Source organism: Actinobacillus lignieresii, from assembly GCF_900444945.1.
In the GTDB taxonomy this organism is placed as follows: domain Bacteria; phylum Pseudomonadota; class Gammaproteobacteria; order Enterobacterales; family Pasteurellaceae; genus Actinobacillus; species Actinobacillus lignieresii.
Window position 1 is genome coordinate 470,390 of the sequence record NZ_UFRM01000001.1, and the last position, 12,299, is coordinate 482,688.

Consider the following 12,299-nt stretch of genomic DNA (forward strand, 5'->3'; position numbering starts at 1 on the left):
AATTTTTCGAAAATTTTAGAATCACTTTTTGTGTTGATTAGTTTTTATTTTTAATTATGCAGTAATTTGTGTGTACATAAATATCAAATAATTACTTCCACACCGCCCATATATGGACGTAATACTTCTGGAACAGTGATCGAGCCGTCAGCGTTTTGGTAGTTTTCAAGTACTGCAACTAAAGTACGACCCACCGCTAAACCTGAGCCGTTTAAGGTGTGGACTAAGCGAGTTTTTTTATCGCCTTTTGCTTTGCAACGGGCAGACATACGGCGAGCTTGGAAATCCCACATATTTGAGCAAGAAGAAATTTCACGGTAAGTATTTTGTGCCGGTAACCAAACTTCTAAATCGTAAGTTTTCGCCGAACCGAAGCCCATATCACCGGTACATAATAAAACTTTACGGTATGGTAAACCTAAAAGTTGTAATACTTTTTCAGCATGACCAGTTAATTCTTCTAACGCTTCCATTGATTTTTCCGGAGCAACGATTTGTACCATTTCTACTTTTTCAAATTGGTGCATACGGATTAAACCGCGTGTATCACGCCCATAAGAACCTGCTTCAGAACGGAAGCACGGCGTGTGTGCCGTATAACGTAACGGTAAGCTGTCTTCATCAATAATTTCGTCACGTACTAAGTTAGTTACCGGTACTTCTGCCGTTGGAATTAAGCTGAACGGACGTTGCGTTTCGTTTGGATCTTGACCGGTTAATGGTTGAGTATGGAATAAATCTTCGCCGAATTTTGGTAATTGACCAGTACCGAACAGCGTATCGTGGTTGACTAAGAACGGTACGTTTGTTTCCACATAGCCGTGTTGTTCGGTATGAAGATCTAACATAAATTGTGATAAGGCACGGTGTAAACGAGCAAGTTTGCCTTTCATGACTACAAAACGGCTAGCGGTTAATTTTACACCGGCAGCAAAATCTAAACCGTTTAACGCTTCGCCTAATGCCACGTGATCTTTTACTTCAAAGTCAAATTGACGAGGTTCGCCCCAACGTGACACTTCTAAGTTTTCCGTGTCGTCTTTACCTAACGGCACTTCGTCAGCCGGTAAGTTCGGCACAGATAAGAGTAACTCACGAATTTCCGCTTGTACTTGGTCTAAAGCGACTTTCGCTTCGTTTAATTCGTTACCCATATTATCTACTTCCGCTAATAACGCAGAAATATCTTCGCCACGTGCTTTTGCCGCACCGATATTTTTCGAACGGGCATTACGTTCCGCTTGTAAGGTTTCTGTTTTTACTTGAAGTGTTTTGCGTTGTTCTTCCAATGCTTTCACACGCTCTACATCAAGGGTAAAACCACGTTTAACTTTAAGTGCATTTGCAACATCGTCTAAATTAGTACGAAGAAGATTTTGGTCGATCATTTTTTATTCCTTAATTTTTAATTGTGACTACGGACGGCACAGGCAATACGGAGTTACAAAAAACGGGTCAAATTTGACCGCTTGTTCCGTGCTTGCTGTTATCCGTAGTTTTTGAAATTAGCCACGATTTGCGTTTTTCATAATACGCTGTTTCGCTACTTGCCATTCACGGTCTTTAATGTCTTCACGTTTATCGTGTAGTTTTTTACCTTTTGCCACGCCGACTTTCACTTTCGCCCACGCATTTTTCCAGTAGAGCGACAGTGCGACAACCGTCATACCGTCTCGATTTACTTTACCGAATAGCGAATCCAGTTCCCGTTTATTCAATAATAATTTGCGGGTGCGAGTCGGATCACAAACAATGTGAGTGGAAGCCATATTTAATGGGGTGATGGTTGCACCGAATAGAAACGCTTCGCCGTTACGAAATGTCACGTAACTGTCGCCGATATTCGCCTTACCGGCACGCAGCGATTTTACTTCCCAGCCTTGTAATTCTAAGCCGGCTTCAATTTCTTCTTCGATAAAATATTCATGACGAGCACGTTTATTTAGTGCAATCGTATTCGAAGCTACTTTTGGTTTTTTTGCCATAATTTAAAAAGATTGAGAAAAATTTATAAGATTCTACCGCAAAGCCGCCTAACAGTGAACAGTAACCGTTTAAAATCAAGCGACAAGCGGTTAAATTTGCGAAAAATTTTGCAAAAATAACCGCTTGCCATTGTTACTCAAGCATATCCGCCAATAAGAATTGTAATACCGCATCCATACGTAAATGCGGAATCGGTTCGCCATAGGCGAGCGGTTTAGGTTCGAATTGGTCGAACTCAAAACGGTTAAATTGCCAATAATTTGCATCCGGTAAGCGGCTTGGTACCGTGCCGGGGTAAAGCGTCACTTGCTTTTTATCGGTTGAACGAATGCCTCGAATCGCTTTAATTTGCGTACCGTTTTGGGTAACCGCCACCGGATCGGTCGCTCGAATTGCCGAAATGGCGTGATAGCCGGTTTCAATACCGTCAAAAGCAGCATGTCGTCCGCCTTCCTGTACTAATTGACGCATCAGACTTTCTAAATTCGGTAGCTGATCGCTAGTGATATGATCCGCTTTGGTCGCAATAAATAATAGCTTATCGATATTGGACGAAAATAGGCGATGAAATAACGAACGATTGCCATAATGAAAATGTTTAAACAATTGCTGCAAGCCGATTTTCATTTCTAAAAATGCCTCTAAGCCGTGGTTTAACGGCGTTAAACAATCGGCAAGAATCACTTGGCGGTCGAATTGTGAAAAATAGTCTTCATAAAACGGTTTAACAATCTTTTGCTGATATTGATTGTAACGTTTTTTAAGCATTTGGAACGTACTGTTTGCCGGCGAGTTCTCGAGTTTTTCCCAATCCGCTTCACTTAAATCTAATAACGGAAAGAACTGAAAAACCGGCGCACCTTTTGAATTTTCAGTCGGTAATACAAATCGTCCCGGCTGAATATATTGCATACCGGCTTGTTTACATTCCAACAAATAAGCCGTGTAAATTTCGCTTAATTCGGCAAGTTGGTTTTCGTCCGCTTTGGCAAAAAGATCTAATTTTTTGACCGCTTGTAACCAAGGCTGCGCCAGTTCCGCACGTTTTCCTTTATGCACTAATTGCTGAGCTTGCGACCATTGCTTGAAAGATTGTGTGAGTAGTGGTAAGTCCAGCAGCCATTCGCCCGGATAATCGAAAATATCCAAGTAGAGCGTACCGGTTTCTTTTAAATGTTTGATTAAACCGTCTTGGCGTTGGTAGCGGATCGCTAAGCGAATTTCGCTGATACCGGTGGTGGAAGGCGCCCATACCGGCGGATCATTTTCCAAACATTGACGGTTTTTATCGTATTCAAAACGAGGAATGGTTAAATCACCTTGTTCAACTCGTTTCACCGAGAGAATTTGCCCGTTGCGTGCCGCACCGAATAAATTGACGTGTGCATGGCGGTCTTTATTGATATGCAATAGCTGATCGACAAAACTGGTAATAAATGCAGTTTTGCCGCTACGGCTTAAACCGGTCACGGCAAGGCGAAGATGATTATCTAAACCACGTTGCACAAATTTGTGCAGTTTACTTTGGATTTTGTTAAACATTTCTCGAATATGCTGTAAATTGTTAAAATAAAATGAATTATACAACTAAATAAACGGGATACCTTAATGGAAAATGAAATCGAGCTAAAAATCATGCTAAAAGCGGAGAATGTAGAAGCATTGGCGGATTGGTTTACGCAACAGAATGTTTTGTCGCAAGCGACCGATATATTAGGGAATACTTATTTTGATACGCCGGAACAGTTTTTTGCCCAGCAAAAAATGGGTTTGCGAGTGCGTAACCATAATCAAAAGTACGAGATGACTTTAAAAACGAAGGGTGAGATTGTCGATGGTTTGCATATTCGCCCCGAATATAACTTACCGTTGGAAAGCTATCAGCCGGATTTCAAGCGGTTAAATTCGCACTTTAATTTGCAAATTCCGCAAGCGGAACAGATTGCGCAGCAGCTTTCGCCGACTTTCAGTACCGATTTTACTCGCCGTAAATGGCTAATTGGGCTTAATCAATCGCAAATTGAAGTGGCGTTGGATCAAGGTATGATCAAAAACGGTTTTGGAGAAGAAACGATTTGTGAATTGGAGTTGGAACTTAAAAGCGGCAGCCTAAATGATATCTTGTTGTTATTAATGCAAATGCCACGTAAAGACGGTATGTGGTTTAGCAATTTAAGCAAAGCGCAGCGAGGCTATTTAGTTGGACAAGCGGTTAAATTTAAGCAACAAATTAGCAAGGCAATCGAGAGTAGTTCCGGCGAGGTATTATTGCAACAACTAGCGGATTATATTCGTACCGTTAAGCAAGATTTGGAAGTATTAGGCTATTTTAATCAATTAGCCGGTTTGCAATTAAACAGTTGGACGCAAGCGCAGCAATATTTAACAAGCAAAGTCTATTTTGAAGAAAATCTAGCAAAAATCGAACAACGTTTAGCAAAAAACTAAAAAAGAACGCCACTATTATATAGTTATATAGTGGCGTTTGCTTTATTTGGTTACTTCAAATGTTTGAGGTGGGAAAATAATATCATTCACTTGAATGGTTAAGCTGTATTTTCCTTTCGGGTCACTCTTTTCAAATCGCCAACAGTTATCTACGCGTTCATTATTTGAACTTGGCATACGAGTGGTAATTTTATGCGTTAAGCGATCCGCAGAAGTGCTTACGCTGCCGGCAGCAGAGCCGAATTTTGAGGGCGCCGGAGATTTAAAAATCTCAACCACTTCATTCGTAGCTTTAAACGGCATATTAAAAGCCACCCAGCAAAGCTGATGCGTTTTGCTTAATGAAAGTTTATTATTTTCAACCGCTCTTCCGACTTTATTACTCATATCCAATACTTGTAGTTTCAGCATAGGTTGCATAGTCGGTGCTTTTGTTTCGGCATGACCGGCAATACTGATACAGCTTAAAGCGATAGCAAGTAGTTTTTTCATAAATTGTTCTTCGATGTATTGTTTTGATGTGCTTCTCTTAAACGATTAGCAATAATTTGAATTGCTTCGCCGCTACTTACGCCTTGCGCCATCAATTCTTGAATTTGTTCAACCGCAGCTTGTTGCTGCTCGTGTGTTAAAGACAATAATGCATTATCCATATTAGTTTATATCAGATTGAAAGAATATTGGGAAATTCCAGTTAAAGGTAAGAAATACATTTTGCCATTGTTCGTCAAGCGGTGCAAAAATTTCGATTTTCTGCGCGCTTTTCGGATGCGTAAATTTCAAAAAATGCGAATGTAGCATTAATCGGTCGCAACCGGTTTGCTCGGTTAGAGTACGATTTTGGTGTAAGTCACCATATTTAGTATCGCCCATAATCGGATGAAATAGATGCTTCATATGGCGGCGCAATTGGTGTTTACGTCCGGTTTTCGGTAATAATTCAACCAAACTGTAACGTGCCGTTTGGTATTTCCCCGCCGGATAGGGCATTTCGACACTTGCAAGATTTTGGTAAAAAGTGACCGCTTGTTGCGCTTCTTTCGGTTGCGAAAACTTATCGGCAATTTTGTCTAAAATGACTTTTAGCGGATAATCGATCTCGCCTTTATCGAGCAGATAACCTCGCACTACCGCTAAATAGCCTTTTTCCATTTGGTGCTGTTCAAACTGTTCGCTCATTAGGCGAGCCATCTCACTATTTAGCGCAAACAATAACACACCGGAAGTCGGGCGATCTAAGCGATGAATCGGGAAGACGTGCTGACCGATTTGATCACGTAATGTTTGCACCGCAAATTGCGTTTCGTGTTTATCCAACCACGAGCGATGCACTAACATTCCCGCCGGTTTATTAATCGCAATCAGTTCATCATCACGATATAAAATCTCAAGTTCCATTTAGTCCTTTAATAATAATTCAATCAATAACACCGGCTGATGAATCGCTTTTAAATAGCTTTCGTCTTTTAGGGCTTCTTCCAAGTAAGGCGTAATCGAAAAGTTGTGGGGTAAATCCGCACCGGCGTCTAAAAGTGCGTGCATCCGAGGAATAAAAATCCATTGTAACCATTGAGTCGGGCTAAGCGTTCCGATACAAAACGGCTGATCGTTGGCTAAATCTTCCAAGCTTGGTGCAACCGCATCCCATTGCTTATGCGTACGTAATGCAATTTCTAAATCGGTTAAGTGTTGTCTAACTTTGGTTTTCATATTTAATTAAGTTCGTTAATCCAGTTTGGGTAAATCAGGTTTAAGGTACGTTCCATAGTTTCATAAACGGCTTTCGCAATAAACTCCGTGATCGGTTGATAATTGCCTAAATCACCTAATGCCAATGCACGATAATAGTCAGCTCGATTCTCCGCTTTTAAAATAGTCACTTGGAAACCGGCTTTCATTAATTCTAAATTCATCAATAAACGCCCGGTACGTCCATTACCATCAATAAAAGGGTGAATCGCCACAAATTTGTTATGTAGCATAGCAATGCGTTCAATCGGTTCCAATATATTGAGATTTTCTTGGTTCCAATGCATTAATTCTTCCATTTGCGGATGAACTAAAAAAGGTTGTGGCGGTTGATGTTCCGCACCGTTAATGACTACCGGTACATTTCGGTATTGCCCAGCTTCTCGTGCGTTATCGGTTTTTTGTAGTAACAAATAATGGAAATTTTTTATTGTCGCTTCTGTTAGCGGTACATTTTCTTTTACGAGATCGGTTAAGTAACCAATCGCCTCTTGATGGTTAATAATATCTAAATGATCTTTAAACGGTTTACCGTTGGCGGTAATGCCACTTTCAAGTAACACGCGAGTTTCAAATATATCTAATGTATTTCCTTCTATCGCATTGGATTGCTGATTATATTTCAGCATTAAATCCGCTTGAATGTTTTTCATTACTGCGACATTGAGAGGACGATGCTTATCAAGCAAAGTCTGCATTTTATGAAGTTTGGTAATAAGCATAGTGAATTTATTGATAAATAAAAATATGTGCCGTATTCTATCATTATCTGTGTTATCCACCAATTCATAATAAAAAGAGAAAATATGCAAAATCAGCCAACTATTCTGCAAAAAATCGTCAAAGATAAAGCCGTTTGGGTAGAGAACAAACAAAAAGCATTTCCACTTTCACAATTCCAACATCAAATTATTCAAGCCGACCGAGATTTTTATGCGGTATTAGCGACAGCTTCGCACCAAGTACCCGCTTATATTTTGGAATGTAAAAAAGCCTCGCCGTCCAAAGGATTAATTCGTGCCGAGTTTGATTTGGATGCAATAGCGCAAGTCTATAAACATTACGCTTGTGTGATTTCCGTGCTGACGGACGAACAATATTTCCAAGGCGATTTTCGTTATATTGAGCAAGTTAAGCGTCAAACAACACAGCCGGTTTTATGCAAAGACTTTATGATTTCGCCATATCAGGTGTATTTGGCTCGTTATTCGAATGCGGATGCAATTTTGCTGATGTTATCGGTGCTAGATGACGAAACTTATCGCACATTGGCGGAGTTAGCACATTCTTTAGGTATGGGTGTTTTAACCGAAACCAGTACCGAGCAAGAATTTGAACGAGCGTTAGCGTTAGGCGCAAAAGTGATCGGTGTGAATAACCGTGATTTGCATACGCTGACGGTTGATATGAATCGCATTATACGTTTGGTGGATAAATATCAGGATCAAATTCCGGCAGATGTCCGTTTGATTTCCGAATCGGGTATTTATGATCATATGCAAGTGAAAGCCATCAAACCGTTTGCACACGCATTTTTAATCGGCAGCAGTTTGATGGGCAGTTCCGATTTAAATAATGCGGTACGTTCGGTAATTTTCGGCGAAAATAAGGTATGCGGATTAACTCGCCCGCAAGATGTAAAAGCAGTGTATGAAAACGGCTTTTTATACGGAGGATTAATTTTTGCTGAAAATTCGCCTCGCCAGTTATCATTACGCCAAGCGCAAGAATTAGTGGTGAATGCGCCATTGCGTTATGTCGGCGTATTCCAAAATCAAGCGGTCGAATTTGTCGAAAAAATAGCAAAACAGCTTGAGTTATATGCGGTGCAGTTGCACGGTACGGAAGATGAAGCCTATATTACCGAATTGTCTGAAAAATTAGCCGGAAAAACGCAAATCTGGCAGGCAATTTCGGTGGATGTTCAGGCGGAAACGGTTGAGTATCACGATAATCCGTTAGTGGCCCGTTATATTCTGGATAGCAAACACGGCACACAGCAAGGCGGTACGGACAAGGTATTCGATTGGAATATTATTCCAAGCGAATTAAAACAAAAAGCAATACTTGCCGGTGGGATTTCGGTTGAAAATATCGAACAGGCTCTAGCACAAGGTTGTTTAGGCGTTGATCTTAATTCCGGTGTAGAGCAGCGTAAAGGCGTAAAAGATTTAGCAAAAATTACTGCTTGCGCAGAGAAAATTCTCAAAGCCTAAGAATTGTGATAGACTTTAGCAAATAACACTTAACCAAGAGAGGAGAGGAAAAATGGGTACTTTAGGTTATTCAATGATGGCTGTTGTAGGCGCATTAGGTATGATCGTAGTCTTCGCTTACAATATCTTCTAATATGTTACTGCGGAAAAGCACGGAAAGCACAGAATGTTATCAGTAACTTCCGTGCTTTTCCGTTTATTTCGTGGTAAATGTTATGAACAAACTCAGTTTCGCATCTCTTTCTTTCAATTCAAATAATACCCCCGTTTCCGAACAATTCGACGATATTTACTTCTCCACCCAAGACGGTCTTGAAGAAAGCTATTATGTTTTCCAAGATGGCAATCAACTTTGGCAAAAATGGCAAACTCATACGAGTGAATCTTTTGTGATTGCCGAAACCGGCTTTGGCACCGGACTGAATTTTTTGGCGGTTGCCGATAAGTTTCAGCAGTTTTTAAGTGAGTTCCCCAATAGCAAACTTAAGCGTTTATATTTTATTTCGTTTGAAAAATTTCCCCTCACTTCTGAGCAATTAGCGACCATTCATAAAAATTACCCGCAATTTGCAACACTTTCACAAAAAATGACCGCCTGTTGGCAACCGCGCCAAACCGGCTGTCAGCGCTATCATTTTGAACAAATCTATCTTGATGTATGGTTCGGCGATATGTTAGACAATTTACCGCAATTAGGCGACTTGTATAGTAATCAAATTGATGCGTGGTTTTTAGACGGCTTTTCACCGGATAAAAATCCGGAAATGTGGAATGAAACGCTTTATCGTCAAATGTTCCGTTTAACGAAAAACGGTGGCAGTTTTGCAACGTTTACTGCCGCAAGTACGGTGAGAAAGGGCTTACAAGCAGTCGGATTTGAGGTCAAAAAACGCAAAGGCTTTGGCAAAAAACGAGAAATGCTGTGGGGCGAAAAACCGCAACAAAGCGAAACTATACCGGTAAATTATCCGTATTTTTATAGCGAGCCACAAACCGAGGCGAATGATATTGCGATTGTCGGTGGTGGTGTTGCCAGCCTGTTTGTCGCGTTATCACTACTGGAAAAAGGCAAAAAAGTCACACTTTATTGCAAAGACAATGCGTTGGCACAAAATGCTTCCGGCAATTTGCAAGGTGCGATTTACCCTCAACTGAGTGACGATGACGCACGTAATATCCGTTTTTATGTGCATTGCTTCGATTATGCGTTGCAACGTTTGGCACAAATTGAACCGCTTGTTAATTTCGAGCATGCTTTAACCGGTGTAGCGTTATATGCCTATAACGATAAAACGGCGAAGAAATTGGAAAAAATAGCTCGGCAAACTAATGATGATAGTTTGTTTAAGCTATGTAATGCGGCTGAGTTAAGTGAAAAAATCGGGCTGAACGTGCCGAACGGCGGTGCGTTTATGCCGCAAAGCGGTTGGTTATCACCGATACAATTTGTACAAGGTACGTTTGCTTATTTACAAACGAAAGGATTACAGATTGTGCTAAATCACGAAGTGAAAGATCCTCAATTTAGTGAAGGGAAGTGGCAGTGGCAGCACAATGGCAAAACCTTTAGTCATCAGATTTTAGTGTTGGCAAACGGGCATACTCTCACGCAATTCCAGCACGCGCAGGGGATTCCATTGTATCCGGTGCGTGGGCAAGTCAGCCAGATTCCGACCACACCGGCTCTACAGCAGCTAAAATGTGTGGTGTGTTATGACAGTTATTTAACCCCAGTTTCTAAAGCCAATACTCATTGTATTGGTGCCAGCCATGTGCGCGATAATGCCGAAACGCATTTTTCGCCGGAAGAGCACCATGAGAATGTAGCAAAACTTCAGCAAAATTTGACCGTTTGTGATTGGACGGGCAATATCGATCTTTCACAAAATCTTGCTAGACAAGGGGTAAGGGCTGCATTGCGAGATCGTGTGCCGATGGTTGGGCAAATGCCGAATTTTAGCCTTCAAAAAGCACAATATCAGAATTTGTATAATCAGCTACGCCGTAAACAAGCGGTTGAAAATGCAGAAAATTTTGCAAATTTATATCTAGTGAACGGCTTAGCTTCGCGAGGCTTAACTACCGCACCGTTATTAGGCGAAATGCTAGCGAGTTTGATCTGTGATGAACCGTTACCAATCAGTGAAGATATTTGGCACGTACTAAGCCCAAATCGTACTTGGATACGAAAATTGTTGAAGGGATCAAAAGTAGAATAGTTAAAAAAACAAAACCTCGAATAATGATATTCGAGGTTTTTTTGTTGGTTGTAAAAACGTACTGTCTTTACTATAATTTACAAGTTTTAGCAATAAAGCTAAAACGAGCTGGTGGCGACCTTTAATCCCACCAACTTTGAAGAGGATAACCAAATGTTTAAATACATTATCCTAGTTATTTTCTTGTTAGTCTTGAGCTCGCCAGCCTACTAATAAGAAATAACTCAACTGAGCGGTTAATCCGTTCAGCTCTTCAAATCATAAGTTGTTAAGCACTCGTTGTCAAATACAATGCTTAATCGCAAGGTAAAATTTTAATTGCTAAACCACCGGTTGAAGTTTCACGGTATTTAGCATTCATATCTTTACCGGTTTCATACATAGTTTCGATCACTTTATCTAAAGTTACACGAGGCTGCGATGTTAAGCGTAAAGCCATACGACTTGCATTGATCGCCTTAACCGAAGCAATAGCATTACGTTCGATACAAGGTACTTGCACTTGTCCTCCTACCGGATCACAGGTTAAGCCGAGGTTATGTTCCATTGCGATTTCGGCAGCGATACAAACTTGATCAGGTGTTCCGCCCATAATTTCGGTTAAACCGGCGGCCGCCATCGAACAAGCTACGCCGACTTCACCTTGACACCCCACTTCCGCACCGGAAATAGACGCATTCATTTTGTATAACGTGCCGACAACGCTACACGCCAATAAATAACGCTCGATCGTTTCTTGATTAAGCGGTGCGATAAATTGCTGATAGTAAGCCAATACTGCTGGTACAATACCGCAAGCACCGTTAGTCGGTGCGGTAACAACACGTCCGCCCGCCGCATTTTCTTCATTCACTGCAAGCGCAAACATATTTACCCAGTCAATAATTTGCATCGGGTCAGTATTAAATTTGCCAGTTGCTTCTAATGTTCTGCGTAAAGACGGCGCGCGGCGTACCACTTTTAATGGACCGGGCAATAATCCTTCCGTGTGTAAACCGTGTTGGATACAGTCTTCCATCGTTTTCCAAATTTTTGCAAGATAATCAGAGATTTCTTGTTTCGGACGCAGAGCCGTTTCGTTTTTCCATACTAAACTGGAAAGCGGTAATCCTTGTTCTTTACAATGCTTAAGTAAATCTTCCGCATTTTTATAAGGGAACGGCACCGATACGGTATCGTCGGCTTGACTGTCAAAATTTTCATCATCAACAATAAAACCGCCGCCGATAGAATAGAAAGTTTTTTCAAACAACAGTGTTTCGCCTTCAAACGCTTTTAAAATCATTCCGTTTTCATGACGAGCTAAGAAATCGTAATGAAAAGGCATATCTTTATAGAAATCGAATGTGATGGTTTTTGCCATTTCAGGTACAGCTTCAGCAACAACTAATTTGCTTTCTTGCTTCACTTGTTCGATAACACTGTCAATTCGTTCGATATCCACATTATCCGGTAAATAACCCATTAAGCCCATAACTACCGCAATATCGGTGCTATGTCCTCGACCGGTTAGCGCAAGCGAACCGTAAATATCGACCTGCAAGCGGTCTGTTTTAGCCAAAAGTTTGCGAACCAGTAATTCATCAATAAACTGTTTGGCGGCTTTCATCGGCCCGACCGTATGTGAGCTGGAAGGGCCTATGCCTACTTTAAAAATATCAAATACACTAATCATAATATC

At 41.0% G+C, this 12,299-nt stretch carries 12 protein-coding genes; 3 read left to right on the forward strand and 9 right to left on the reverse strand.

Annotation, left to right across the window (positions count from 1 at the left end; all coding sequences use genetic code 11):
- Window positions 1–83 precede the first annotated feature (83 nt).
- The 3 genes from serS to DY200_RS02215 all read right to left on the reverse strand — a co-directional run bounded on the left by serS (window position 84) and on the right by DY200_RS02215 (window position 3,528).
- Window positions 84–1,388 carry a serine--tRNA ligase gene (gene serS / locus DY200_RS02205; protein ID WP_115586755.1) on the reverse strand — a complete coding sequence of 435 codons (1,305 nt, stop codon included), beginning with the start codon at window positions 1,386–1,388 and terminating at the stop codon, window positions 84–86.
- A gap of 117 nt (window positions 1,389–1,505) precedes the next feature.
- Window positions 1,506–1,985, reverse strand: coding sequence for an SsrA-binding protein SmpB (smpB, locus tag DY200_RS02210; protein ID WP_005601189.1), 480 nt, complete (start codon window positions 1,983–1,985; stop codon window positions 1,506–1,508).
- A gap of 133 nt (window positions 1,986–2,118) precedes the next feature.
- Window positions 2,119–3,528: a YcjX family GTP-binding protein gene (locus DY200_RS02215; protein ID WP_115587967.1), complete on the reverse strand. Its 1,410-nt coding sequence runs from the start codon at window positions 3,526–3,528 to the stop codon at window positions 2,119–2,121.
- Between the two features lie 66 nt (window positions 3,529–3,594).
- On the opposite strand from DY200_RS02215, the gene DY200_RS02220 reads away from it, so the two are divergent.
- Complete coding sequence (locus DY200_RS02220; protein ID WP_115586756.1) at window positions 3,595–4,434, forward strand: CYTH domain-containing protein; 840 nt, start codon at window positions 3,595–3,597, stop codon at window positions 4,432–4,434.
- A 42-nt stretch (window positions 4,435–4,476) separates the two neighbouring features.
- On the opposite strand, the gene DY200_RS02225 is transcribed toward DY200_RS02220, so the two are convergent.
- The 5 genes from DY200_RS02225 to DY200_RS02245 are packed head-to-tail and all read right to left on the reverse strand — an operon-like array spanning window position 4,477 to window position 6,836.
- Window positions 4,477–4,926 carry a PM0630 family protein gene (locus DY200_RS02225; protein ID WP_115586757.1) on the reverse strand — a complete coding sequence of 150 codons (450 nt, stop codon included), beginning with the start codon at window positions 4,924–4,926 and terminating at the stop codon, window positions 4,477–4,479.
- Complete coding sequence (locus DY200_RS02230) at window positions 4,923–5,087, reverse strand: YoaH family protein (protein WP_115586758.1); 165 nt, start codon at window positions 5,085–5,087, stop codon at window positions 4,923–4,925. The genes DY200_RS02225 and DY200_RS02230 overlap by 4 nt, the downstream gene beginning before the upstream one ends.
- A 1-nt stretch (window position 5,088) precedes the next feature.
- Window positions 5,089–5,832 (reverse strand): tRNA pseudouridine(65) synthase TruC, encoded by a 744-nt coding sequence (gene truC / locus DY200_RS02235; RefSeq protein WP_115586759.1) that lies wholly within the window; start codon window positions 5,830–5,832, stop codon window positions 5,089–5,091.
- Complete coding sequence (locus tag DY200_RS02240) at window positions 5,833–6,144, reverse strand: YqcC family protein (protein ID WP_115586760.1); 312 nt, start codon at window positions 6,142–6,144, stop codon at window positions 5,833–5,835.
- A 2-nt stretch (window positions 6,145–6,146) separates the two neighbouring features.
- On the reverse strand, window positions 6,147–6,836 hold the full coding sequence (locus DY200_RS02245; RefSeq protein WP_172539922.1) for a Fic family protein: 690 nt from the start codon (window positions 6,834–6,836) through the stop codon (window positions 6,147–6,149).
- 153 nt (window positions 6,837–6,989) lie between these two features.
- Here DY200_RS02245 and trpCF point away from each other — a divergent pair, with 153 nt between their 5' ends.
- Window positions 6,990–8,399, forward strand: a complete 1,410-nt coding sequence (gene trpCF / locus DY200_RS02250; RefSeq protein WP_115586762.1) for a bifunctional indole-3-glycerol-phosphate synthase TrpC/phosphoribosylanthranilate isomerase TrpF — start codon at window positions 6,990–6,992, stop codon at window positions 8,397–8,399.
- Between the two features lie 215 nt (window positions 8,400–8,614).
- A complete protein-coding gene (mnmC, locus tag DY200_RS02255) occupies window positions 8,615–10,618 on the forward strand; it encodes a bifunctional tRNA (5-methylaminomethyl-2-thiouridine)(34)-methyltransferase MnmC2/FAD-dependent 5-carboxymethylaminomethyl-2-thiouridine(34) oxidoreductase MnmC1 (RefSeq protein ID WP_115586763.1) in 2,004 nt (667 codons plus the stop codon).
- Between the two features lie 295 nt (window positions 10,619–10,913).
- Here the strand turns inward: mnmC and DY200_RS02260 are convergent, their stop codons facing one another.
- The gene (locus DY200_RS02260) at window positions 10,914–12,293 is read right to left on the reverse strand and encodes an L-serine ammonia-lyase (RefSeq protein WP_115586764.1); all 1,380 of its coding nucleotides are present in this window, start codon (window positions 12,291–12,293) and stop codon (window positions 10,914–10,916) included.
- Window positions 12,294–12,299: the final 6 nt, after the last annotated feature.

Bases quoted from the DNA above. Each gene is read 5' to 3' on its own strand.
- serS (WP_115586755.1), bottom strand. From the start codon at position 1,388: ATGATCGACCAAAATCTTCTTCGTACTAATTTAGACGATGTTGCAAAT.
- smpB (WP_005601189.1), bottom strand. From the start codon at position 1,985: ATGGCAAAAAAACCAAAAGTAGCTTCGAATACGATTGCACTAAATAAA.
- DY200_RS02215 (WP_115587967.1), bottom strand. From the start codon at position 3,528: ATGTTTAACAAAATCCAAAGTAAACTGCACAAATTTGTGCAACGTGGT.
- DY200_RS02220 (WP_115586756.1), top strand. From the start codon at position 3,595: ATGGAAAATGAAATCGAGCTAAAAATCATGCTAAAAGCGGAGAATGTA.
- DY200_RS02225 (WP_115586757.1), bottom strand. From the start codon at position 4,926: ATGAAAAAACTACTTGCTATCGCTTTAAGCTGTATCAGTATTGCCGGT.
- DY200_RS02230 (WP_115586758.1), bottom strand. From the start codon at position 5,087: ATGGATAATGCATTATTGTCTTTAACACACGAGCAGCAACAAGCTGCG.
- truC (WP_115586759.1), bottom strand. From the start codon at position 5,832: ATGGAACTTGAGATTTTATATCGTGATGATGAACTGATTGCGATTAAT.
- DY200_RS02240 (WP_115586760.1), bottom strand. From the start codon at position 6,144: ATGAAAACCAAAGTTAGACAACACTTAACCGATTTAGAAATTGCATTA.
- DY200_RS02245 (WP_172539922.1), bottom strand. From the start codon at position 6,836: ATGAAAAACATTCAAGCGGATTTAATGCTGAAATATAATCAGCAATCC.
- trpCF (WP_115586762.1), top strand. From the start codon at position 6,990: ATGCAAAATCAGCCAACTATTCTGCAAAAAATCGTCAAAGATAAAGCC.
- mnmC (WP_115586763.1), top strand. From the start codon at position 8,615: ATGAACAAACTCAGTTTCGCATCTCTTTCTTTCAATTCAAATAATACC.
- DY200_RS02260 (WP_115586764.1), bottom strand. From the start codon at position 12,293: ATGATTAGTGTATTTGATATTTTTAAAGTAGGCATAGGCCCTTCCAGC.